The organism is Flavobacterium endoglycinae (assembly GCF_017352115.1).
GTDB classification, from domain to species: Bacteria; Bacteroidota; Bacteroidia; order Flavobacteriales; family Flavobacteriaceae; genus Flavobacterium; species Flavobacterium endoglycinae.
This window is the reverse complement of record NZ_CP071448.1, coordinates 1,868,781-1,893,234: the sequence shown is the minus strand read 5'-3', so window position 1 is coordinate 1,893,234 and position 24,454 is coordinate 1,868,781. Positions and strand designations below refer to the sequence as shown.

The window sequence follows — 24,454 nt, the reverse complement described above, 5'->3', positions numbered from 1 at the left end:
AAATTTCAATGAACGTTTAAAAAGAAAAAAGTAGTTTAAAACTACTTTTTCTTTTTGTGGCGGTTAGCTCTCGCTCTTTTTTTACGTTTGTGAGTCGCTACCTTATGTCTCTTTCTTTTTTTACCACTTGGCATATCGTGTCAGATTTTATGTTAATTAAATAGTATTATTTTGCTTCGTTGTTCGTTTTTACTCCTTCTACAAAAACTTTTGCAGGTTTAAACGCAGGGATGTTGTGTGCTGGAATTTTAATTGTAGTGTTTTTAGAAATGTTTCTTCCAGTTTTTTCAGCTCTTGTTTTAACGATAAAACTACCAAAACCTCTTAGGTAAACATTGTCTCCAGTTTCTAGAGAAGTTTTAACCTCTTCCATGAATGTTTCTACTGTTGCTTGAACATCTCCTTTTTCAAGACCTAACTTCTCTGAAATTTTCGCTACGATATCTGCTTTCGTCATTTTCTTTCCTTTTTATTTTTATAAATGGTGTACTATTTTTTTGAGTTTGCAAATATAGGAATTAAAAAAATAATTAATCAAGCTAATTCGTTAAATTTTAATTACATAAACATTTACTTTTGTATTTTAACGATTTAACAATGATTTTTCATAACAAGCTGATAAAATGGTATTTACAAAATAAACGTGATCTTCCATGGCGAAAAACAGCCGATCCATACCAAATTTGGCTATCAGAAATTATGCTTCAGCAGACAAGAGTCGTGCAGGGAATGCCTTACTTTTTTGCTTTCACGAGGGATTTTCCTACTGTTTTTGAACTGGCAAATGCATCAGAAGAACAGGTTTTAAAACTTTGGCAGGGACTTGGCTATTATTCTCGAGCTAGAAATCTGCACAATACAGCAAAATATATTGCAGAAGATTTAAACGGAATTTTTCCGCAAACCTATAAAGAATTACTTCGTTTAAAAGGTGTTGGTGAATATACAGCTGCGGCAATTGCATCTTTCTCGTATAATGAAGCCGTTCCTGTAGTCGATGGAAATGTGTTTCGTGTGCTTTCTCGTTATTTTGATATTGAATCAGATATTGCGCAGCCAGCCACAAAAAAAGAATTTGCGGAGCTTGCTTATGAATTAATGCCAAAAGATGATCCTGCGACATTCAATCAGGCTATAATGGAATTTGGGGCTTTGCAATGTGTGCCTAAAAATCCAGATTGTTCGGTTTGTGTTTTTAACGACAGCTGTCTGGCTCTGCAGAAAAAGAAAGTAGATATGCTTCCTGTAAAATCTAAAAAGACAAAAGTAACCAATCGCTATTTTAATTATCTGGTTTTGGAAGATGCTTTGGGAAATTCGCTTCTGCAAAAAAGAACGGCAAAAGGGATTTGGCATAATTTATATGAATTCCCGCTTTTGGAAACCACTGAAATTGCCAATTTTGATTTTGTTTCACATGAAATTAAAAACAATATTTTTCCTCATTATACTATAATAAGTGTAGAAGAATATAGTGGAGCGACGGTAATTCACAAACTATCACATCAGCATCTTCATATTCAGTTTTGGAAAATTAAAATAACAGATGTAATTGAAAATGGCATTTCATACGAAGCATTAAAAACATTTCCAGTGCCTATTGCGATACATAATTTTATAGAAATGCTATAATAAAAAGGGCTTCCCGAAGAGAAGCCCTTTTTTGTTTAGTTTCCAGCTACTGCAAACTGAATTATTCGCACTACAATTCCAACTGCAAATCCTATTAAAGCCAAGTTACAGGCAGATTTTGCAGCTACAGGCTCATTATCCTTTTTTACAAAATAAATAATCGCCCCCGCTAGCGGAATACAGAATGACAGTACCTTTAATCCGGTATTTAAATCTTCCTGTGATTTGTCGTTTTTCTTCTCAAACTCATCAAAATTAGAATTTCCTTCAGACATAATTATATAGTTTTTAGTTATTAATTTACAAAGAGGTATTTAAAAAAGTGCACAATCCAATAAGCAATAAAATCGGAAAGACCAGCCAAACCGTAACCTGCAAGAATTCCGGTTGTGAAACGAAGAAAATTATTGCTTTCTCTGTTGAAATAAGCTTGTGTAAGTCCGTCGATAGTAGTAGGTAAAATAGCTAAAAGAGCCCAGTAAATATCAATTTTTATGAACCATAATGCCGGAATAAATATCGCATATCCTACGTAAATTCCTGTACAGCGGGCGCAAAACGGAAACTGTTTTCCTCTAAAAAAGAAAGACCTTTCGGGAAGTCTATGACAGCTTACAAATTCAATTTTTCTCATACTCAAAAATACATTATTTTTCCATTTAACAAAATTTTATTAAGATTTAATGCTTAAGTTTACATTTTCAAACACTAAAAAAAGAAAATATCTTAAGAACTTGCAAATGTTATTGGTTTAGTTCGGCTAAATTATTTCTTTTGCGCTTCGCATTACAATTTTTAGAAAAGCAAGAATTAATTTGCTAAAAAAATGTATCTTTGATAGAAATACCGCTATTAATTATGAATGGAACATTAAATAAAGTCATGCTTATTGGTCATTTGGGCGATGATGTAAAAATGCATTATTTCGATGGAGGAAACTGTATTGGGCGTTTTCAGCTGGCAACTAATGAAGTTTATATTAATAAAACAACCAATGAGAAAATAACGTCAACAGAATGGCATAATCTAGTTGTGCGCAATAAAGCAGCAGAAATCTGCGAAAAATACCTTTCTAAAGGAGATAAAATTTATGTTGAGGGTAGAATAAAATCAAGACAATGGCAGGCTGAAGACGGCACTACTAAATATACAACCGAAATTCAGGTTACAGAATTTACTTTTCTGACTACCAAAAAAGATACTGCACATACCAAACAAAATCAGGATGCAGAATCAGCAAAAAATACTAACTTTGATGCACCAAGTGAAGGGCTGCCCATAAACGACCTGCCCTTCTGATTGTTTAACTAATCTTATGTAATTTGGACCCGGAGCCCAGTTTATTTTTTACTACCACTTTAGATACCAATTTAATAATTGGTTTTGTCGGAATATTTATTCTGCTGTTTTTATCAGCAATTGTTTCAGGTGCCGAAGTCGCACTTTTTTCTCTCTCTCAAAAAGATATTGACGATACTCTTCAAGAAAATGTTTCCAAAGGAAAAATCATTTCAAATCTTTTAGACAAACCCAAAAAACTTTTAGCAACCTTATTAGTAGCCAATAATTTTTTAAATATTGGAGTGGTTATTTTGTTTTCTTTCATTGGAAGAAACATTTTTTCAGGCATCGATTCTCCAGCTTTAAAATTTATACTCGAAGTAATTCTGGTTACTATTCTTATTTTGCTGTTTGCCGAAGTACTGCCTAAAGTATATGCAAGCCGAAATAGTTTAAAATTTGCCAGACGTTTTGCGTATTCTATTTCCTTATTAGACAAACTCCTTTCGCCAATTAGTTTGCCTATGCGAAGCGTTACTTTATATTTGCAAAATAAACTAGGGAAACAGAAAAATAATTTTTCAATCAATCAGCTTTCTCAGGCATTAGAACTTACCGATTCTGAAGGAACTTCTACAGAAGAACAAAAAATTCTCGAAGGAATTGTTTCTTTTGGAAATACCGACACGAGACAGGTTATGAGTCCGAGAATCGATATATTTGCCTTGGAAATAACAGAATCGTTTAGTTCGATTTATCCTAAGATAATTGAAACTGGATTTTCGAGAATTCCGGTTTACAGAGATAATATTGACCAGATTGAAGGCGTTTTATTCGTAAAAGACCTTCTGCCTCATATTGATAAAGAAGATTTCGATTGGGCATCATTAATAAGAGAAGCATTTTTTGTTCCTGAGAATAAAAAACTCGATAATCTTTTAAAAGATTTTCAAAGTCTGAAAAGTCATTTGGCTATTGTAGTTGATGAATATGGAGGAACTTCTGGTTTGGTTTCTTTAGAAGATGTAATCGAAGAAATAGTAGGGGATATTAGCGATGAATTTGATGACGAAAACCTGAATTTCTCGCAGATCGATGATAAAACTTTTCTTTTTGAAGGAAAGATAAATTTAAAGGATTTTTACCGAATTGTGGATGTTGATGAAGATGTATTCGAATCGCATAAAGGTGAAGCCGAAACACTGGCCGGTTTTATTCTCGAAATTTTAGGTAACTTTCCGAAGAAAGATCAAAAAGTGCCTTTTGAAAACTGTATTTTTACAATTGAAACAGTCGACAAAAAACGCGTAAAACAAATAAAAGTAACAATAGAATAAATGTTGAAAAAAATAATTACAGTAACCACAATTTTGCTTGCGTTATCCATTGTGAGCTGTAAAAATGATGTATTGCCAAAACCAGCAAGTTTCCTTCGACTGGATTATCCAGAAGCGAAATATGCTAATTTTCAGAATAACTGTCCGTTTGGTTTTGAAATGAATGAAGAAGCAATTATAAAAGGAGAAAAAGACTGTGGTTTTACCATCACATATCCTAAAATGAAAGCGACAATATACCTAACATATAAACCCGTAAACGGCGACATCGAAAAATTACTAAAAGATGCTCAAAAACTAACTTACGAGCATGTTATTAAGGCCGATGATATTTTAGAACAGCCGTATTTAAATCCAGAAAAAAAGGTTTACGGAATGTTTTATCAAGTAAACGGAAATGCAGCTACCAATTCGCAGTTTTATGTTACTGACAGTACAAAACATTTCTTAACAGGTTCGGTTTATTTTTACGCAAAACCTAATTTCGATTCGATTATGCCAGCCGCAAGTTATATCAAAAACGATATGCAGCGAATCATGGAAACTTTGAAATGGAAATAAAAATATTAAAAAAGGCGTTCAAATCTGAACGCCTTTTTTGTATGAATATAAAATTTTAAAACTTACGATTTAAAATTCGAAACTTTATATGTTTTACCGTCTCCTGTTGCTTGAACTACTCTTGTTAAAGATTCAGAATTTTGGATGGTTTTGTCGAAAGTAACCTTTGCTGTTTTTTTGTCAAAATCAACTGCGGCTTTTTCTACACCATCTAAATTTGATAATTCTTTCTCGATTGTTTTAGCGCATCCCATTGCACAAGTCATTCCTTCGATCTCAAAACTTGCTGTTTGTACATTTTCAGGAGCAATCGCTTTGTGTTCTTTAGTAGTTGTTTCTACAGGTTTTATGTTGGCAAGGTTTTTATCGACTTCTTTTTTGCATCCAGCAAGTGTTAAACCTGCAATGGCAGCAACCGCTATAATCTTTGTAATCTTCATCATATATAGATTTAAATTGAGTAATTGTGTTCTTTGCAAAATTAATAAAAAACGAGAGGTCAGTTTCTAAAAATATTACAAATTTGCAGTAAAATAGATTTGTATGGATGCAAAACAATTAAAGTGGGCCTATTTATTAATATTGTCTTTGGTTTGGGGCAGTTCTTTTATTTTAATTAAAAGAGGATTAGTCGGTTTGTCGGCGGTTCAGGTTGGTGCTTTCCGAATCATTTTTGCAGCTTTATTTCTGCTTACTTTTTGTTTTAGAAGTCTGGCTAGAATCACGCGCCAGCAATGGAAATTTGTGGCTTTGACTTCTTTCTTCGGAACCTTTACGCCAGCTTTTCTTTTTGCTATTGCCGAAACCGAAGTTGATAGTTCGATAGTAGCCATTATGAATTCGCTTACACCGTTAAATACGCTGGTTTTGGGCGCTATTTTGTTTGGGATACAATTTCAGAGAAGACAAGTTTGGGGTGTTTTTATTGGTTTAATCGGCTGTTTGTTGCTGGTTTTAAGCGGTGCTTCGGCGCATCCGGGACAAAACTATTATTATGTAGGTTTGGTTGTTATTGCAACGATTTGTTATGCAACTAACGTTAATTTGATAAAAAGATACCTGCCAGATTTAAACTCGGTGAGTATTACGACAGGAAACTTTACTGTTTTATTAATTCCGGCTTTAATTATTTTAGGTTCAACTGATATTTCCCAAAAATTGAGTTTTGTAGAAACACAGCATTCCATTTTCTTTGTCATGATTTTAGGAGTTGTGGGAACGGGAATCGCCAATATTTTATTCTTTAAATTGATTCAGATTTCGTCTCCGGTTTTTGCTACTTCTGTAACGTATTTAATTCCAATTGTAGCTTTCTTTTGGGGATTATTAGATAATGAAATGCTAACGCCAATTCAGTTTTTTGGTGCGTTTATTATTTTAATTGGCGTTTATTTATCGGCAAAGAAGTAATTAAAATAGTTTGAGGTTTAGTTTGTCACCCTGAGCGAAGTCGAAGGGCATACCAATTAGGATGGGGCTTCGACTTCGCTCAGCCGGACAAAATTCGTATGATAATCTTTCAAAGTTTTAAACTTTAACAAAGATCTCGTCATTCAGATTCGATTCACTTTAAAACACATCAATTGTAATATTTTTCGTTCTTTTTTATATCTTTGCGTTTCCTAAATGCAAAAAACATGAACTCGAAAAACTTTTACCCGTGTAATATGGTGACGGTATTGGAAACAACCGCAACGCTCTTTTTGCAGCGTAGGACACCTAAGTTATACGGGTTCTTTTCCTTAAAGCAAAAAAAACATGATTACAAACACCCTTTCAAAAGAAACAGAATTAAGATTGAAAGATTTTTTCAGCAATTCGATTGATCCTAAACTTATGGCGAAAACAATTCGGAAATTGAATTATATACTGGCTTTAAGTATTATGCGGGATTGCGAAACAATGGAAACCGAAAAGATAAGTCTTCAGGATGGTTTTTATTGGCTGAATGAATTAGCAGAAATTTTAAATCCTTATTTGGATGTTGAATAATCAAACAAGAAAGGCTGTCTTAAATGACAGCCTTTCTTGTTTTTTGAGAATGTTATTTTAAGCGATTCTGATAGTTTGATAGAAGAATGTGCCAATTGTAATGGGACTTCGACTTCGCTCAGTCTGACAAACTTTGTGAAATAAAATGAAAAAGCTTTGTCAAAGTTTACAACTTTGACAAAGCCTGTGAGAAAAAAAACTTAGAACCTTAGTATCTCAGAACCTCAGAACCTTTATTGAAAATCTGCATCAGAGACATCTTCGTTAATTTTGATATCAGACATTTTAATATCCAATTCAAAACCAACGTTTTGTACAAGGTTAAAAGGAACTTTCACGCCTTTAACTTCTCTGTAATCGTTGAAATTAGTGATTTGCGTAACTGATTTTCCGCCTTGCTCGCGAATTTTCGATTTCGCTACTTTTAATCCTGATTTTATATCGTAATAATGAATCGTATTTCCATCTTTTATAGCATAAGCATCACTTCCGTTAATGGGTTCGATGCCTTGTACTTTAAGATCTGTTCTTTTAACTAACTGCAATTCTTCAAAAGGAGCAGCGTTTGCTTTCATTTCTTTAAGATCATCGCCTTCAAGGTTTTTGCGTTTTCCTTGTTGTTCAATATAAGCGCCTTTGTCGTTTACAACCTGCTTCATTAAATTCATGGTTCCCATAGAAAGTGAAACCATCATTTTTCCTTTAGAATCTAATTTTGAAACAAAAGTCAATGGTCCAGGAGCCTGCGGAATAGTTGTTCCTCCGTTCATATAAAGCGTTTTTACAGCAGTAACGGCTTTTTCTCCGCCAATAGCTTTAATGTAGTTTTCAAAAACAGTTTTAGCGGTAACGTTTGTTGGAGCTTCTTTTTTAACAGCTGGTTTTTCAACAGGATTACCGTATCTGTCATAATAATGAATCGGAATTTGTAGTTTTTCCAAACCTGCGATTACGTCAGAACCTTTGCCCACAATAACAATTCGCATATTATCCAAAAGGAAATATTTGTTGGCCACACGATAAATATCGTCAGGAGTTACATTGTTTATAGTTTGAATGTATTTTTCGTAGAAATCTGCTGGAAGTTTTTCGGTTTCAATGTTCAATGCATAACGTGCCACTGCTTGTGGTTTTTCAACCTGCATTACAAAACGGCCAATATATCCGGCTTTTACATTTTTCAGAACTTCATCAGACACTTTTTCGGTTCTGATTCTTTTGATTTCTTTTATAAACTGAACCACAGCGCTGTCTGTAACCGTATTTCTAACCGCCGATGCCGCTTTGAATTTTGCTACGTATTTTCCGCTTCCAATGCTCGAATTTGCGCCGTATGTCCAAGCGTGCTGTTCGCGTAAATTCATGTTTAAATAACTGTTGAAATCGCCTCCTAAAATCTGATTGGCAATTACAGCCGGAAAGAAATCAGGATCGCTCATTCGTAAATTTACGGTATTGGCCAAAGCAATTTCAGACTGAACGGCATTTGGAACATCTACAAAATCAATTTGAAGATTTGCTGCTCTCTGCGGATCAGGATAGCTGTTTTTTGGAGCTGCTTGTTTTTTCCATCCGCTGAAAAGTTTTTCTACAGCCGGTTTTACTTCTTTTAGTTTTACATCTCCAATGATTACTAAATAAGCATTTTCTGGAACAAAATAGGTATTGTAGTTATTTTGAACATCGGCAAGTGTGACATTTTTCACGGTTTCTTCAGAAAGATATTCTCCTAATGGATGGTTTCTTCCAAAAGTTAAAACGTCGACCACTCGGTTTGCGATTGCAGGAACGCTTTTTTCATCGGCTTTAAGCCCTTCTAATAATTTAGCTTTTTCTTTGTCAAATTCAGTCTGCGTGAAGTTTGGCTGTAAAGCGCCTTCTGCTAAAAGTTCTAAAACACGGCCTGAGTATTTAGAAAGCGAGCTGGCAAAAGCACCTTGCGAAGTAAAGTTGATATTGGCTCCATAAAAGTCAATTTCTTCATTAAAAGCTTCTTTTGATGTTTTTTTGGTTCCGTTACCAATTAAACTGCTGGTAAGTTCGTCGACACCTTTTTTGTTTCCTTCGGTAAAAGGAGCATTGTCTAATGTCAGGTTGAAACTTACTCGAGGTAATTTATGGTTTTCAACAACTAAAACTTTCATACCATTTGCCAAAACAAAAGTCTGAGGCTTTTTGATGTTGACTACTGGCGGGTTTCCTGGTTTTGGTTGTGGACGATCTTGTGCTTGCATAATTCCAGTTAGGAAAAAAAGGATTAAAAAAGTATGTATATATTTCATGATTCGACGGCTTAGTTTTGAGACTTTGGAGAAGGAATATAATCTAAAATTAATCGCTGATTAGGGTTTAGATATTTCTTGGCAACTTCTCTAATTTCTTCTCTGGTAATAGAATGGTAAATGTCGATTTCGGTATTTATTAAATTCACATCGCCATACAAAAGGTAGTATGATGCTAGATTTTCGGCAATTCCTTCTACGCTTGAATTGGCATTGACAAAATTATTGTCGAATTTGTTTTGTAATTTTTCGTAATCTTTCTCAGAAATCAAATCGGTTTGAATTTTTACGATTTCTTCGTCAATTTCTTTTAAAATGTCGGCAGTTGTATTTGGCGCCATTGGTAATCCGTATAAAATATAAGTTCCGTAATCTTCCTGGCTAAAACCAACTGCGCCAATTTGAAGCGCCATTTTTTTGTCGTCTACAATTTTCTTATACAGTTTAGAGCTTTTTCCATCACTTAAATAAGAAGAAATCAAATCCAAAACTCTTGCATCTCTGGTTTTCATAGATGGCGTTCTGTAGGAAGCGACAACCATCGGAATTTGAATGTTTGGGTCTTCGTAAGTTGCTTTTATGGTTTGTGTGATTGGTTCTTCAGTATAAGTTTGTTTCTTCACGACTTCGCCTTTCGGAATTGGACCAAAATATTTCTGAATCCATTCTTTTGCTTTCGTTTTGTCGAAATCTCCGGCAACTACTAAAACAGCATTATTTGGTGTATAAAACTTTTTGTTGAATGCCTGAAATTCTTCTAATGTTGCGGCATCTAAATCCTTCATCGAACCAATGGTTGTCCAGCGGTAAGGATGATTTTTGAACATATTCTTTTTCACCTCAGGCAGAATATTTCCGTATGGCTGATTGTCGTAACGCATTCTTTTTTCTTCTTTAACGACTTCATTCTGCGTTTCAACTCCAATTTTATTAATAATAGGATGCATTAATCGTTCAGATTCCATCCATAAACCCAATTCTAAGTTGTTTGATGGGAAAACTTCGTAGTAATACGTTCTATCATCAGATGTATTAGCGTTATTTACACCACCGTTTGCAGTAACGATTTTCATCCATTCGCCGCGTTTGATATTTTGTGTGCCTTCAAATAACAAATGCTCGAAAAAGTGCGCAAAACCCGTACGATCCGGACGTTCGTCTTTTGAACCCACGTGATACATTACAGAAGTAATTACTACAGGTGCCGAAGGATCGTTATGCAGGATAACATGCATGCCGTTATCTAAATTGTATTCTTCAAAAGCTACCTTTTGAGCATGAGCAGTTCCGCCAAGCATTAGTGCCGCACTTAACATCATTATTGAATTTTTCATAAAGATTAATAAATTATAGTACCTAAAAAATAATAGGTAGCTAAAAGTTGATTATAGTTACTTCAAAAGTAGTTTTTTTTACTTATGGTTTATTGATTTGTCAATATTTTGGTCTTATTTTAACAATCTTTTACTTTTTATTGTTGTAAGAATAAAGTTGAAATGCCTTGAAAAACAGCCCTTAAAGGATTGAAAATATTTTTGTTGCAAGAGATTGCGTAGTAAAATTTTAATTGTATATTTGCAACCTTAAAAATCAATAAATCAATTTGGTATGTATGCAATCGTAGAGATAGCAGGGCAACAATTTAAAGTAAGCAAAGACTTAAAGGTTTATGTTCACCGTTTAGCTAATGAAGAAGGTTCAAAAGTTTCTTTTGACAAAGTTCTTTTATTAGATGATAACGGAAATGTAACTTTAGGCGCCCCAGCTATAGAAGGTGCTTCAGTAGAAGCTAAAGTGTTACAACACTTAAAAGGTGATAAAGTTATCGTTTTCAAAAAGAAAAGAAGAAAAGGATACAAAAAAAGAAATGGTCACAGACAATATCTTACACAAATTGTAATTGAAGGTATTACTGCAGCTGGAGGAACTAAAAAAGCAGCAGCTAAAAAAGCAGTTGTAGCAGAAGATGCAGCAGCTACTGAAGAAGTAGAAGCAGCTCCAAAAGCAAAAAAAGCAGCAGCTCCAAAAGCAAAAAAAGAAGCTACTAAAGAATAATAACAATATTTAAACTCATACGTCATGGCTCACAAGAAAGGTGTCGGTAGTTCGAAGAATGGTAGAGAATCAGAATCAAAACGTCTAGGCGTTAAGATTTATGGTGGTCAAGCTGCTATTGCTGGAAACATCATCGTTAGACAAAGAGGTTCAAAACACAATCCAGGTGAAAACGTTTACATTAGTAAAGATCACACTTTACATGCAAAAGTTGATGGAGTTGTTAAGTTCCAAAAGAAAAGAGATAACAAATCTTATGTATCTATTATCCCATTCGAGGCATAATAATCATAAAGATTACTTTTTACAAAACCCGTTCTGAAAAGAGCGGGTTTTTTGTTTTAGAAATGTTTTTTTAAATGGCTGGATTTTTTAAATGTTAGTAAAAACTTACATTTGTAGCGTAGGGTATAAATTTTGAATTTCTTAAAATTCTAAAAAATTGAAAAAAATAATAGTTATACTGCTGTGCTGTTTCAGTATGTATGGAAAAACGGTTTCAGATAGCATCAGTAATCATTTGAATTCATTAAATAATGAGCAGAAAACGGTTTTGTATGAATTGGCTGTTCTTCAAAAGAATGGTTTTAATGCTGATGAATTTTGGCTGAAACATAAACATGAATTTCCGAAGTTTAGCGATCAAGTAAGAGACGAATTGGCTAGGCAGGTTTTTGTAAATTCTCAAATAGTGTATTCTCCGCCCAAAAATTCTGCAGTTCAATTCTGGATGAAAACACAATTACTTACCAATTGGATGTTTTATTTATCGGCATTTATTGCAATTTGTGCTCTGATTGCGCTGTTTAAAAAATATTGGAGTTTACTGATTGAAGTTGTGATTAAACATTTAGCTCCTTTGTTCCGATTTTTATTTTCGCCTTTTCTTTTAACATGCGAATTGTTTGTAGTTGCAGTGGTCTGTGTTTTTTATGGCTGCACTATAAGTGAGTTTGTAATGCGAACCGTGATGATTCATTTAGGTTTATTTTTGCTTTGGAGCCAATCAACAGCCATAGTTACTGGAGAATATTGGGTTAAAAAATATATCTATGAAATAGAGAATAATTTTTGGGGAACAGATTCATGGAAAACAGTGAAAATAATTTGCCTTCCAGCAATTATTGTTACGCTTGCTCTTGTATATGTATTGTACAAATTACCGGCGGATATTTTTTACAATTACGAAATTGTTTTGTCTGGAATTGTTGCGGTATATGCTTTGCCGTTTTGGCGTTCTTTCGAGAAATATTTGTATCCTGTTTTACTGCCTTACAAGAATGGTTATAGAACTAGAAGTGTAAATTCTTTAGCTGGCTGTACAGTTGTCGCGATTATTGTTGCGCTTATACTTGTATTTCAATGGAATCCTATTTTCTATAATGTAATTACAGCATTGATGAGTTTGTTACTCTTATCACTTTTGATACTGTCTTCAAAGACGAATTTTAGATACTACAGTTTTAAAAACTATTATTATTTGCAAGTGTTGACTGTTATTTTTCTTACGGGAATTTTTCTATATGACTTTTATTTACAGTTGAATGAAATTATTTGGTTCTCCCTAATTGGAGCTTGTTTATTTATTGTGCTGAAGTATTTCGAAATCATTTCGTTTTTCTCTAATTGGAAAAGAGGAGAAGCCTGGGCTTGGAAATTATTAGGTTTAGCTGGTTTATTATGGCTTTTAGGAAAAGGGATTTTGTATGTATCGAAAATATTGTATGCTCATTAAGTTTGAAAATAAAAAACCTCGATGTCAAAATCGAGGTTTTGTTTTATATGCAGTATTGTAATTAGAATTCAAAACTTGAAATTTCGTTATTCAGTATCTTTTGTTTCCTCTAGATCTTCTGTTTTTCTTCCTACTTTTACTTTTGGATTATCTTGAGTTCCTGTAACCGTTAACGGAATCCCGAAGATGCCAAGAGGAGGTAATCCTAAACGCATTTTTAAGTTTAATTTTCCGTCAAGGCTTGTTGTCCCTTCAATTCTTGGTCTAAAGCCTGCAAATTTAAATTTAAAGCGTTCTATGGTCATGATGTTGTTTTTAACGGTCGTTTTGATGTCGACTTTAGATACATCAGGATTTTTCATCGATTCGTTGTTTGTTTTTTTGCTTACGGCATTAAACATTTTCAAACCTCGTATTTTCACATCTTTTACAGAAAGAATTCCGCCTCCAACAAGCGAAGGATAAACAGGTTCCATGTTACCATTTAAACGTCCTTTTAGCTGATAATCTAGCGAAACAATTCCTTGTGCCTTTTCAGCGGCACTTGCCATTTTTCTAAAAACATCAATTTCGTTGTAAGCTCTTTTAATGTCAAAATCAGAAGCTTTTATAGCGTAATCGAAATTGGCTTTTTGAGGAGTCACGGCCTGATAATTGGCATTCATGTTTACGTGGCATCCAATTAAATTAAAGCCGGTATTCTGCATGGTTAATTTACCGTTTTTCATGGTTAAAGTTCCCGTTGCATTCTGAAGGTTTAATTTATCGAAATTTACTTTTTGAGCATTTGCCAGTAATTGTAAATTTAAATTTGTTGGAATAATAATGACTCCTGTTTGTTTATTATCTCCAGTTTTTGTTTCTGTCTTTGAAGCCGAATTTTGTGTTACAGATGTATTTGGAGCTGTATTTGACATAAATTCATCTACGTTGATGTATCGCGCTGAAACATTAAAAGAGCCTTTTAAAATCCCTGTATGGCTTGTTGCATAATTAAATACGTTTTGTAAATAACCATTCATTTTAAAATCTGACTGCCCGTAAGCGGCTAAGAAATTATTGAAAGACATTTTATCCTGATTAATTCTGAAAATGCCTTCTTTGATAATGAATTTTTTAGGCAGAAATTCCGATGCAATGCCAATATTTCGCAACTCAAGAGTTCCTTTGTTGTGTAGTTTGCTGTAATTGCCTTTTTCGGCGTCGCTTTGTTTTCCTTTTAAGGCTAAATCTGCTTTTATGAAACCGTCTAAATCAAGTCCTTTTTGAGAGAAAACTTTATAAATTCGGTTAACATCTAGTTCGCCTTTTGCTTTAATGTCGTAAACCAGATCGTTGAAATTATTCAAATCAGCTTCAACAAAAATTGGTTTGCCTTCAAACGTAAACTGAATTGGTTTTATCTTAACTTTTAAATCATCAAAAGTTCCTTTTTGGTTGTCGATTTTAGATTTTACAACAATATTGGTAATTGGATTTGGGTAATATTTTGTTTTTAAATATCCTTTTTCCAAGTCAATATTTCCTTTGGTAATTGGGAAAAGTTTGTTCTTTTGGTCGAATTTTCCATCGGCTTTAACATCGCCAATTAAAGCTCCTTTTAACTCAATATCAGGAATTCCAAGCGCTTTTGTTAGTTTTTCAAGATCGATTTTTGCTTTAAAATCAGCATTGATTTCGGGTGCATCGACACCTTTTAAAAAGAACTTCGATTTTATATAATCCTGATTTATATTCAATGAAACATTTTTAGCATCAACCGTCAAAAGATCTGGATTTAATGACGGGACTTTAGTCTTAATCTCTAGATTTAAATTAGAAACTGGAATTGGACTTTTGTTATAATTCACAAATCCGTTACCGACTTTTACATCTAAATTTAAATCAGGAGCAATATTTTCGGATGTAATGTATTTGCCTTTCACTGTTAAAAGTAAATTCGTATTTCCTTTTAAATCAGTTTTAGAAAGCCAAGTAATGTATTTTGGTGGAAAAGCGGTAAATACATCATACAAATCACTATTGTCTGATTTTAAAACCAAATCCATGTTGTAACCATCTTTTAAAATGTCGAATTTTCCTTTGAAATCGACTAAAAGCTGATTGATTTTGAGGTTGTTTTGTTCGAAGAAAAATGATAACGAGTTTACATTTACTTTTGTAATTAAATCGGCATCGATTTTTTTGTTCATTAAATACGGTTCGTTGTCATAAACGATATTTAGCTTTTCGATTTTGGCTTTAGAATACAAATCGAAAACAGCTTTATTTAAATCTCCTTTTCCTAAATAGTTGAAATTAAAAGCATCAAAATGTACTTTGGTAGATTTGTCATCATAAACAATTTTACTGTTTAAGATTTCGATTCTTTCTAGTTTTAAAGCCGTATCTGTGCTGTCATTTGATTCTGGAGCCTGAGATTGAGACTTGTAAATGTTATAGTTCGCTTCTCCTTCTGGATTTACTTTAACATTAATAAATGAATCTGATAAATAAATCTGGTCAATTTTAACCGATTTGCTGAAAATCAAACTAGCGACATTAATACCAAAAGAAACTTCGCTGGCAGTAATGAATTTCTCATTTTTGTATGGTGCCGAACCATTGAGGCTTAAGTTGTTAAGCGTTAAGGTAAGAGACGGAAAATGGCGGAAAAAAGAAACCGAAACGTCAGAATAATTTAATTCTGCGCTCAATCTTTCGTTAGCCGTTTTTTTGATTTGCTCTTTAATCTGGTCCTCAAAAACTATTGGAGTTAAAAATAATAGCCCTAAAAGAACGGCGAAAGTGATCCCAAAATACTTCGCAATTTTAAATACGATTGATCTGGATTTACTTTTTTGCATAGTGAATTGTAGTATTTAATATAAAAATCAAAATTAGGAGAGATTATCCGTGAACGGTTTCATTTTTACCATAATTGGTAATGATAGAACCTTCATATTCAATCCATTCTTTCCATCGTTTGTCGATGTCAACATTGTCTTGGTATTTTCGGGCAAATCCTAAAAATGTGGTATAATGTCCGGCTTCAGAAATCATTAAATCACGATAAAATTTAGCTAATTTTTCATCTTTGATGTTTTCTGAAAGTACTTTAAAACGCTCACAGCTTCTGGCTTCAATCATAGCTGAAAATAATAAACGATCACAAAGAGCATCTCGACGGCTTCCATCTTTTTTCATGAATTTAAAAAGCTCATTTACGTAATGGTCTTTTCGTTCACGGCCTAATGTTAGTCCGCGTTCTTTTATGATGTCATGAACCATTTGAAAATGTTCCAATTCTTCTCTTGCGATAACCAGCATTTCGGTTACTAACTCTTCTATTTCAGAATTATAGGTAACGATACTAATCGCGTTTGAAGCTGCTTTTTGTTCGCACCATGCATGATCGGTCAAAATTTCTTCAATGTTTGACTCGACAATATTTACCCAGCGAGGGTCTGTAGCTAATTTTAATCCCAACATAATTTCCCGGCATTTTAGTTCTGCAAAATTAGTGTTTTTTATTGCTAAAAATCAGTAAATATCGAGGGATTGCGCTTAAAAAAGCATTATTTTGTATGTTCAAAAAAATTACCATGAATCAGATAAAAAAACTTTTAATTATTGGATTTGTCTGGCCTGAGCCAAAATCTTCTGCGGCAGGTGGAAGAATGATGCAGCTGATTTCGATTTTCAAACAAAACGGATTCGAAATTACTTTTGCGAGTGCTGCTCAGGATAGTGATTTTATGGTTGATTTGTCTGAATTTGGCGTAATCAAAAAAAGTATCGAACTTAATTCTTCAAGTTTTGATGATTTTATGGCTGAATTACACCCAGATGTGGTTTTATTTGACCGTTTTATGATTGAAGAACAATTTGGCTGGCGAGTGACTGAAAAATGTCCAAAAGCCATCCGAATTTTAGATACAGAAGATTTGCATTGTCTGAGAACCGCCAGACAAAAAGCTTTTAAAGAAAATAGAAATTTTGAAATTAGTGATTTATTATCTGAAGAAGTTGCAAAACGAGAAATTGCCAGTATTTTAAGATGTGATGTGTCGCTGATTATTTCTGAATTTGAAATGAATATCTTGAAAGATGTTTTCAGGATCAATGCAGATTTACTCTTTTATCTTCCGTTTTTAGTAGATGAAATGAAAGAAGAGGAGTTTTTGAAACTGCCTTCTTTTGATGAAAGAAAAAGTTTTGTTTTCATTGGAAATTTTCTTCATGAACCAAATTGGAATACGGTTCAATATTTAAAAGAAGCCGTTTGGCCTCTTGTTAAAAAAGATTTCCCAGAAGCTGTTTTGGAAGTTTACGGTGCTTATCCTTCGCAGAAAGTATTGCAATTGCATCAGCCTAAAAATGGTTTTTATATCATGGGAAGGGCAGAAGATGCCAATGAAATTGTGAAAAAAGCCAGAGTGGTTTTAGCACCAATTCGTTTTGGGGCAGGTTTAAAAGGGAAATTGTTGGAAGCTATGCAATGCGGAACGCCAAGTGTAACAACTTCGATTGGTTCTGAAGCGATGCATTCTGTTTTGCCGTGGAATGGATTTGTAGAAGATAATCCGGCTGAATTTGCTCAAAAAGCTATTGCGCTTTATCAGGATGAAAATCTTTGGAAACAATCTCAAAAAAATGGAATTGAAATCATTAATGTTTGTTATCAAACAAGCAATTATGCTGATTCGCTAATTTCGATGGTAAATGAATTATTAAAAAATTCAGAAAATCATCGTCTTCATAATTTTATGGGTAATTTATTGCAGCATCACGCCTATAAAAGCACGATGTATATGTCAAAATGGATTGAGGAGAAGAATAAATAGAAAATCTAATTACATAGTAATTTAGGGTTCTAAACATTTATGATTTTATCCCGAAGGGATTATATATCGGTAGAAAAACGGTTGCATTAAATCATTTGTCCCGTCAGGGACTACATCAATTCTTTGGAATGTGTAGTCCCTGACGGGACAATAAAAAACGATCGATTTTCTACCGATATGTAATCCCTCTGGGATTTTTAATTTAAAATACCTTCAACGGCCTGGATTGTTGTAGCATGATAACCAGATTTTGCTTTTTCAAAAACCTGTTTTGCCCAAACTTTTCCTTCTGGAGTTTTAACCATTTCTTTATAAAGCATCATTACAGATCCAGTTCTGCTGATTCCGATTAAGAATTGCTCAATCGCAGGATAAGCCGGTTTGTATTGATGAATTAATGCTTGAACAAACCATTGACGTTTTATAATAAAGTTACCGCCTTTTGTAAAGTTGAATTCTTTATCAATTGCGTCCATTTCTGCAGTTGTAATATCAGCTGGAAGATGGTCTATAAAATGCTGTTTTTCTGCTGTAGTTGTTATTTTTTTGCTTAAACCTGCAACTCCAGTTTCTCTCCAGCTTTTTTGGATAGCATCAATCGCATCAAAATCTGCTGAACTTACAGGAAGTATGTTTGATGGAATTCCCGGCTTGTAAATCCAGTCTTCTAATTTGATTTTATCAGCTAATGCTTTATCGCCTTTGATAAGATTTTCGTTAATGTATTTTACAAAATCTTCTGTTGTAATGGATTGAAAGGCATGAGAATCAAAATAGTTTTTGATAAACGGATCGAATTTCTCGCGACCAACAGCGTTTTCGATAACTCTTAAAAAAGCATACCCTTTTACATACGGGATTTGGCTGATTCCATCATCAGGATTTCTTCCTGTCAAGCTTACTTTTAATCTTGTATCTGGGCTTGTATTTCCGTATTCTGCCACATTATCAACTAATTCTTTATTGGTAATAACATTTTGCATTTCAAATTCTTTCTTTCCGAAGATTGCTTCTCCAATTCTATGTTCTACATACGTTGTGAAGCCTTCATTCAGCCAAATGTCATCCCAAGTGGCATTGGTAACTAAATTTCCGCTCCAGCTATGTCCTAATTCGTGTGCTAATAAGCTTGTTAACGAACGATCTCCTGCAATTACACCAGGAGTTAAGAAAGTAAGGTTTGGATTCTCCATTCCGCCGTAAGGAAAACTTGGTGGTAAAACCAAAACGTCGTAACGTCCCCAACGATATGGTCCGTATAATTTTTCGGCCGCATTCACCATATTTCCAAGTTCAGCAAATTCCCAAGCCGATTTTTTCAGCATTGATGGTTCTGCGTAAACTCCAGTTCTTTTATCGATCGCTTGAAATTCAATATCTCCAACGGCAATTGCCATTAAATAAGATGGAATTGCTTTGTCTTGTTTAAAAGTATACACTCCAGTATCGTTTTTCTTCTGCGGATTTACAGCGCTCATAACGGCTAATAAATCTTTAGGAACGGTAACTTTTGCATTATAAGTAAAACGAACGCCTGGCGAATCCTGACAAGGAATCCAAGTACGAGACCAAACGCTTTCTCCTTGTGAGAATAAAAATGGTTTCTTTTTATCGGCTGTCTGTTCTGGTTTCAACCATTGTAAAGCAACGGCTTCTTTAGTAGTGTTGTAGTAAATATTTACTTTAGTTGTATTCGGTTCAATGGTAATATGAAGTGGTTTACCGTGGAATTCAAGATCTTTTCCAAGTTCGAATTTGGTTTCTTTTTCGTCATCACCTAAAGTTACTTTTGTAATATCTAAAGTGTTTTCGTCGAAAATAATTTCATTTCCTTTGCTGATGTTGTCAATCGTCCAAGATGCTTTTCCTGAAATAGTCTGAGTGTTAAAATCAACTTTAATGTCAAGATCAAGATGTTTTACGACAGCCAATTCTGGTTTAGAATAACTGTGTTCGTCGACAACAGCAGTTATTTTTTCGGTTTGTTCTTTTTTCTGGCAGGCAATTGCTGTCAGAAATAAAGTGACAAGGATTAGTTTCTTCATATTATGAGGTGTTGAATTAGGGGATGAAAATTAAACAAAAAATCCCGTTTTGAACAAACAAAACGGGATTTAATTATGAATTACATTCGATCGGCTTTTTGTGTCTTCGACTTCGCTCAGACTGACAAAGCTGAATTATGCCAACATTGTAACTGGGCTTTCGATGTATTGTTTTAAAGTTTGTAAGAACTGAGCACCAGTTGCACCGTCAATTGTTCTGTGGTCGCAAGCCAACGATAACATCATGGTGTTTCCAACTACGATTTGACCGTTTTTAACTACTGGCTTCTCAACAATTGCACCTACAGAAAGGATTGCAGAGTTTGGTTGGTTAATGATTGAATTAAATTCAGTAATACCAAACATTCCTAGGTTAGAAACTGTAAATGTGCTTCCTTCCATTTCTTGTGGTCCTAATTTTTTGTTTTTAGCTCTTCCAGCAAGATCTCTTACGCTTCCGCCAATTTGAGATAAACTCATAGCATCTGTAAATTTCAATACAGGAACTACTAATCCGTCTTCAACCGCTACAGCAACACCAATATTTACGTGGTGGTTGATGATGATAGCGTCTTCTTTCCAAGTAGAGTTGATTTTTGGGTGTTTTTTCAATGCTAAAGCACAAGCTTTGATTACCATATCGTTGAAGGATACTTTTGTATCTGGAACGCTGTTGATAGCAGCTCTTGCCTGCATTGCTTCGTCCATGCTTACTTCAATCACTAAGTTGTAGTGAGGAGCAGTGAATAATGACTCAGAAAGACGTTTAGCAATGATTTTACGCATTTGAGAGTTTTTGATCTCTTCTGTGTAAACTTCTCCTGCAGGAACAAATACTTTTGGTGCAGATGAAGGAGCAGTTTCTTGTTTAGCAGCAGGTGCTGAAGAAGCAGTTTGTGCTTGTGCAGATGGCGTAAAGTTTTCGATATCGCTTTTTACGATACGTCCGTTTTCACCAGAACCTTTAACTTGAGATAATTGGATTCCTTTATCAGAAGCGATTTTTTTAGCTAATGGAGAAGCTAAAATTCTTCCGTTTGAAGTTTCAGCAACAGCTTCTGGTGCTTTTTCAGCAGCAGGAGCAGCTTTTTCTTCCGTTGCAGCAGGAGCACTTGCAGTTGAAGCGCCTCCTCCAGCAGTATAGTTTTCAGCAATTCCAGAAATGTCAGTTCCTGCAGGTCCTATGATCGCTAATAAGCTGTCAACAGGAGCAGTGCTTCCTTCTTGAATTCCTATGTATAATAATGTACCAGCATTGAAAGACTCAAACTCCATAGTAGCTTTGTCAGTTTCAATTTCTGCTAAAATATCGCCTTCAGCAACAGCATCGCCAACTTTTTTCAACCAAGTAGCTACGGTACCTTCAGTCATAGTATCACTCAAACGTGGCATAGTTACTACTACAACACCCTTTGGTAATTCAGTTGCTGCTTTTGCAGGAGCGGCAGTTTCAGTTTTTGCTTCGGCAGCAGGAGCATCCGCTTTTGGAGCTTCAGCAGCAGGAGCATCGCCACCGGCTAAAAGAGCAGAAATATCTTCTCCTTCGTTACCAATGATTGCTAATAATGAATCAACAGGAGCAGTTTCTCCAGCTTGAATTCCGATATGTAAAAGAGTTCCTTCGTTAAACGATTCGAACTCCATTGTTGCTTTGTCTGTTTCAATTTCAGCAAGGATATCTCCTTCGCTAACTTTGTCGCCTACTTTTTTTAACCAAGTCGCTACCGTTCCTTCCGTCATAGTATCGCTTAAGCGAGGCATTGTTACTTTAATCGCCATAATATATTATAATTTATGAGGTGTAAATGGATAGTCTTCTTGTGCGTATACTACATCGTATAATTGTTGTAAGTCTGGATATGGAGATTCTTCAGCGAATTTCGCACATTCTTCCACTAAGTCTTTAACTCTTTGGTCAATTACATCAATTTCTTCTTGTGTAGCATATTTTTGATCCAAGATTACATCAAGTACTTGAGTAATTGGGTCAATTTTTTTGTACTCTTCCACCTCTTCTTTTGAACGGTATAACTGTGCATCAGACATAGAGTGTCCTCTGTAACGGTATGTTTTCATTTCAAGGAAAGTTGGTCCGTCTCCACGACGCGCTCTTTCGATTGCTTCGTGCATAGCTTCGGCAACTTTTACAGGGTTCATTCCGTCAACTGGTCCGCAAGGCATTTCATAACCTAAACCTAATTTCCAGATGTCAGTGTGGTTTGCAGTTCTTTCTACAGAAGTTCCCATTGCATAACCGTTGTTTTCAACGATAAATACAACTGGTAATTTCCATAACATAGCCATATTGAAAGCTTCGTGTAATGAACCTTGTCTTGCCGCTCCATCACCAAAGTAGGTCATAGTAACTCCGCCGGTGTTGAAGTATTTATCTGCGAAAGCAATACCAGCTCCCACAGGAATTTGAGCACCTACAATTCCGTGCCCACCATAAAAACCATGTTCTTTAGAGAAAATGTGCATCGAACCTCCCATGCCTTTAGAAGTTCCTGTTGCTTTTCCTAAAAGTTCAGCCATTACGTTTCTTGGGTCAACCCCCATACCAATTGGTTGTACGTGGTTTCTGTAAGCAGTAATCATTTTATCTTTACTCAGGTCCATAGCGTGAAGAGCTCCCGCTAATACAGCTTCTTGGCCATTATATAGGTGTAAAAAACCTCTAACTTTTTGTTGAATGTATAATGCTGCAAGTTTGTCTTCAAACTTTCTCCAAAGCAGCATGTCTTCATACCACTTTAAATATACCTCTTTTGTAACTTCTTTCATCTGAATTCTTTCTTTTGCTAAAGTTGTTTGTGTTATCAATTGTTGCCTGTAACGCAAACTAGTTTCCTCCCACAAATTTGCGCCCGAAAGGTCGGGATGCAAAAATAAGACATTACATTTAAGAACTAAAATTTAAACGCTACTTTTTGGCTTTTTTTTACAAGAACTTTTTATCAAACATAAATGGGAGCAAATTTTTTAGGGATGCTGATTTGTAAACTTCACCAATTTCACCCATAAAATAAATTTCTATAGGGGTGTCTTGCTTTATTTCGTATTCTGCAATTGACTGACGGCAAGAACCGCAAGGTGGAATAGGTGCTTTGGTTTGATTAGTGTCTGAAGCTGCTGTGATAGCCATTTTAAGAATTTTGGATTCTGGATACATACTTCCAGCGTAAAAAATGGCTGTTCTTTCTGCGCATAATCCTGAAGGATACGCGGCGTTTTCCTGATTAGATCCTAAAATTACTTTTCCATTATCAAGTAATAAAGCGGCTCCAACTTTAAATTGAGAATACGGAGCATACGCTTTTTTACGAATTTCAACAGCCTCGCTCATTAAATCCTGTATGTCTTGTGGAAGTTCATCTATGTTGTCATAAATAGTAAATGACGATGTGATGCTTATTTCTTTCATTTTTTTAGGGGAAAAAAAATCCAAATTCCTAAATGATTAGAAATTTGGATTGTTATTATTTTTTATGTGATTTCTTTAATAAGTTTCGTATTTGTCGCCAAAGTTAAAGGTTAAAGAGAAACGAAGTGTATTTTCTAAAGGATTTTTAACTTTTGATGCCGAGAATAAATACGAAACGTCTACTTTCATGATGTTGTATTTAAATCCTGCTCCTAAAGAGAAAAACTGTTTTGCACCTTTCATTATACTTTCGTGATAATATCCTAATCGCATTGCAAATGAATCTTGGTACATGTATTCGGCAGCAGCGCTATAAGTAACTTCTTTTAGTTCTTCACTGAAACCACCCGGCGCATCTCCAAATGATTTGAAAATTCCTTGTACCCAGCCTGTGTCTTTGTATTTTTTATAGTTGGCTGCGTCTGCTTCTGATTGTGAAATATCTCCATCATCAGTAAAATCTCCATCTCCATTAGCGTCATATGGAGTTCCTGGTCCCGGCGGAGTTGGAACTAAAAGTTTAGTAAGTTCTAAACTTACACCTACCTTATTATAATCGTCTAAGATAAAATCAAATCCTCCGCCGACTCTTAAGTTGGCTGGAAGAAAGTTTGAGCTTAAATCGTCGTTATCATAACTGATTTTCGGACCTAAATTCTGAATGTTGAAACCGCCTCTCCATCTTCCGTTGAAACTGCTGTAAGCAATTTCTTCTGATTGATAAAAACCAGCAATATCTACCGCAAATGAACTTGCTGCTGAAGCATCAACTTCTCCAGAAGGGATTTTTAAATTGGATCGGATATATCTGGCAGCAACAGCCATCGAGAATGTTTCGCTTAATTTTAGTGAATACGATCCGTCTAACGCTAATTCGTTTGGATTTACTTCTCTTGTTGCTTCGTTTGGATCTCCGGTTTCTCTTAATTCGATTCCTCCAAATCCAAAATAACGGAAGCTTCCTGCAAAGGCACTTCGGTCATTAATTTTGTTGTAATACGTTAACTGTCCTAACGAAATATCGTTGGCAAGATCAGTTAAGTAAGGAGTGTAACTGATTGAAAGTCCCTGCGCATCTTCGGCAAATGCGTATTTTGCAGGATTCCACTGTTGTGAAAAAACGTCTGATGAAGTTGCAACACCTTGGTCTCCTAAACCGGCGGCTCTCGCATCAGCTGCGACTAATAGAAATGGTACTCCTGTAGTAATCGGTCGCTCAATGTTTTGGGCCTTGGCGAAAGAAAAAACTAATAAACAAATTAGTAAAGGTGATATTTTTCTCAT

General features: G+C 34.8%; 23 protein-coding genes. 10 read left to right on the top strand and 13 right to left on the bottom strand.

From position 1 onward, the window contains the following. Positions 1-166: 166 nt before the first annotated feature. On the bottom strand, positions 167-457 hold the full coding sequence (locus J0383_RS08225) for an HU family DNA-binding protein (protein WP_007805026.1): 291 nt from the start codon (positions 455-457) through the stop codon (positions 167-169). A gap of 140 nt (positions 458-597) precedes the next feature. On the opposite strand from J0383_RS08225, the gene mutY reads away from it, so the two are divergent. Continuing rightward, positions 598-1,632: an A/G-specific adenine glycosylase gene (gene mutY, locus J0383_RS08220; RefSeq protein ID WP_207297929.1), complete on the top strand. Its 1,035-nt coding sequence runs from the start codon at positions 598-600 to the stop codon at positions 1,630-1,632. Positions 1,633-1,667: 35 nt separating this feature from the next. Here the strand turns inward: mutY and J0383_RS08215 are convergent, their stop codons facing one another. Both J0383_RS08215 and J0383_RS08210 read right to left on the bottom strand, forming a co-directional pair. Next, positions 1,668-1,907 carry a hypothetical protein gene (locus tag J0383_RS08215; RefSeq protein ID WP_207297928.1) on the bottom strand — a complete coding sequence of 80 codons (240 nt, stop codon included), beginning with the start codon at positions 1,905-1,907 and terminating at the stop codon, positions 1,668-1,670. A 20-nt stretch (positions 1,908-1,927) separates the two neighbouring features. After that, positions 1,928-2,266, bottom strand: coding sequence for a DUF2085 domain-containing protein (locus tag J0383_RS08210; protein ID WP_207297927.1), 339 nt, complete (start codon positions 2,264-2,266; stop codon positions 1,928-1,930). A gap of 224 nt (positions 2,267-2,490) precedes the next feature. On the opposite strand from J0383_RS08210, the gene J0383_RS08205 reads away from it, so the two are divergent. The 3 genes from J0383_RS08205 to gldD are packed head-to-tail and all read left to right on the top strand — an operon-like array spanning position 2,491 to position 4,811. After that, positions 2,491-2,931, top strand: coding sequence for a single-stranded DNA-binding protein (locus J0383_RS08205; protein WP_207298669.1), 441 nt, complete (start codon positions 2,491-2,493; stop codon positions 2,929-2,931). Positions 2,932-2,954: 23 nt separating this feature from the next. Beyond that, positions 2,955-4,250, top strand: a complete 1,296-nt coding sequence (locus J0383_RS08200) for a gliding motility-associated protein GldE (protein WP_207297926.1) — start codon at positions 2,955-2,957, stop codon at positions 4,248-4,250. Next, positions 4,251-4,811 carry a gliding motility lipoprotein GldD gene (gene gldD, locus J0383_RS08195; RefSeq protein ID WP_207297925.1) on the top strand — a complete coding sequence of 187 codons (561 nt, stop codon included), beginning with the start codon at positions 4,251-4,253 and terminating at the stop codon, positions 4,809-4,811. 62 nt (positions 4,812-4,873) lie between these two features. Here gldD and J0383_RS08190 read toward each other — a convergent pair whose 3' ends face one another. Further along, positions 4,874-5,251, bottom strand: coding sequence for a heavy-metal-associated domain-containing protein (locus tag J0383_RS08190; protein ID WP_207298668.1), 378 nt, complete (start codon positions 5,249-5,251; stop codon positions 4,874-4,876). Between the two features lie 103 nt (positions 5,252-5,354). Here J0383_RS08190 and J0383_RS08185 point away from each other — a divergent pair, with 103 nt between their 5' ends. Both J0383_RS08185 and J0383_RS08180 read left to right on the top strand, forming a co-directional pair. Beyond that, entirely contained in the window at positions 5,355-6,221 is an 867-nt protein-coding gene (locus J0383_RS08185) for a DMT family transporter (RefSeq protein ID WP_207297924.1), read from the top strand. A gap of 348 nt (positions 6,222-6,569) precedes the next feature. Next, complete coding sequence (locus tag J0383_RS08180; RefSeq protein WP_207297923.1) at positions 6,570-6,803, top strand: hypothetical protein; 234 nt, start codon at positions 6,570-6,572, stop codon at positions 6,801-6,803. A 233-nt stretch (positions 6,804-7,036) separates the two neighbouring features. Here J0383_RS08180 and J0383_RS08175 read toward each other — a convergent pair whose 3' ends face one another. Then, positions 7,037-9,085: a M16 family metallopeptidase gene (locus J0383_RS08175; RefSeq protein WP_239023280.1), complete on the bottom strand. Its 2,049-nt coding sequence runs from the start codon at positions 9,083-9,085 to the stop codon at positions 7,037-7,039. An 11-nt stretch (positions 9,086-9,096) separates the two neighbouring features. Beyond that, positions 9,097-10,419, bottom strand: coding sequence for a M16 family metallopeptidase (locus J0383_RS08170; RefSeq protein WP_207297922.1), 1,323 nt, complete (start codon positions 10,417-10,419; stop codon positions 9,097-9,099). Positions 10,420-10,693: 274 nt separating this feature from the next. On the opposite strand from J0383_RS08170, the gene rplU reads away from it, so the two are divergent. The 3 genes from rplU (at position 10,694) to J0383_RS08155 (ending at position 12,875) form a co-directional block, all read left to right on the top strand. Next, the gene (rplU, locus tag J0383_RS08165) at positions 10,694-11,140 is read left to right on the top strand and encodes a 50S ribosomal protein L21 (protein WP_207297921.1); all 447 of its coding nucleotides are present in this window, start codon (positions 10,694-10,696) and stop codon (positions 11,138-11,140) included. A gap of 24 nt (positions 11,141-11,164) precedes the next feature. Further along, positions 11,165-11,425, top strand: coding sequence for a 50S ribosomal protein L27 (gene rpmA / locus J0383_RS08160; RefSeq protein ID WP_008466657.1), 261 nt, complete (start codon positions 11,165-11,167; stop codon positions 11,423-11,425). A gap of 157 nt (positions 11,426-11,582) precedes the next feature. Next, positions 11,583-12,875, top strand: coding sequence for a hypothetical protein (locus J0383_RS08155; RefSeq protein ID WP_239023278.1), 1,293 nt, complete (start codon positions 11,583-11,585; stop codon positions 12,873-12,875). 86 nt (positions 12,876-12,961) lie between these two features. Here the strand turns inward: J0383_RS08155 and J0383_RS08150 are convergent, their stop codons facing one another. Together J0383_RS08150 and miaE are read right to left on the bottom strand one after the other, a co-directional pair. After that, positions 12,962-15,721 (bottom strand): AsmA-like C-terminal region-containing protein, encoded by a 2,760-nt coding sequence (locus tag J0383_RS08150; protein ID WP_207297920.1) that lies wholly within the window; start codon positions 15,719-15,721, stop codon positions 12,962-12,964. A 43-nt stretch (positions 15,722-15,764) separates the two neighbouring features. Further along, on the bottom strand, positions 15,765-16,346 hold the full coding sequence (gene miaE / locus J0383_RS08145; RefSeq protein ID WP_207297919.1) for a tRNA-(ms[2]io[6]A)-hydroxylase: 582 nt from the start codon (positions 16,344-16,346) through the stop codon (positions 15,765-15,767). Positions 16,347-16,459: 113 nt separating this feature from the next. On the opposite strand from miaE, the gene J0383_RS08140 reads away from it, so the two are divergent. Continuing rightward, the gene (locus J0383_RS08140) at positions 16,460-17,701 is read left to right on the top strand and encodes a glycosyltransferase (protein ID WP_207297918.1); all 1,242 of its coding nucleotides are present in this window, start codon (positions 16,460-16,462) and stop codon (positions 17,699-17,701) included. A 197-nt stretch (positions 17,702-17,898) separates the two neighbouring features. Here J0383_RS08140 and J0383_RS08135 read toward each other — a convergent pair whose 3' ends face one another. The 5 genes from J0383_RS08135 to porV form a co-directional block, all read right to left on the bottom strand. Beyond that, complete coding sequence (locus tag J0383_RS08135) at positions 17,899-19,746, bottom strand: hydrolase/aminopeptidase (protein WP_207297917.1); 1,848 nt, start codon at positions 19,744-19,746, stop codon at positions 17,899-17,901. A gap of 135 nt (positions 19,747-19,881) precedes the next feature. Beyond that, a complete protein-coding gene (locus tag J0383_RS08130; RefSeq protein WP_207297916.1) occupies positions 19,882-21,525 on the bottom strand; it encodes a pyruvate dehydrogenase complex dihydrolipoamide acetyltransferase in 1,644 nt (547 codons plus the stop codon). A gap of 6 nt (positions 21,526-21,531) precedes the next feature. After that, the gene (gene pdhA / locus J0383_RS08125) at positions 21,532-22,530 is read right to left on the bottom strand and encodes a pyruvate dehydrogenase (acetyl-transferring) E1 component subunit alpha (protein ID WP_207297915.1); all 999 of its coding nucleotides are present in this window, start codon (positions 22,528-22,530) and stop codon (positions 21,532-21,534) included. A 157-nt stretch (positions 22,531-22,687) separates the two neighbouring features. After that, the gene (gene cdd / locus J0383_RS08120) at positions 22,688-23,170 is read right to left on the bottom strand and encodes a cytidine deaminase (protein ID WP_207297914.1); all 483 of its coding nucleotides are present in this window, start codon (positions 23,168-23,170) and stop codon (positions 22,688-22,690) included. Between the two features lie 75 nt (positions 23,171-23,245). Then, the gene (gene porV / locus J0383_RS08115; RefSeq protein WP_207297913.1) at positions 23,246-24,454 is read right to left on the bottom strand and encodes a type IX secretion system outer membrane channel protein PorV; all 1,209 of its coding nucleotides are present in this window, start codon (positions 24,452-24,454) and stop codon (positions 23,246-23,248) included.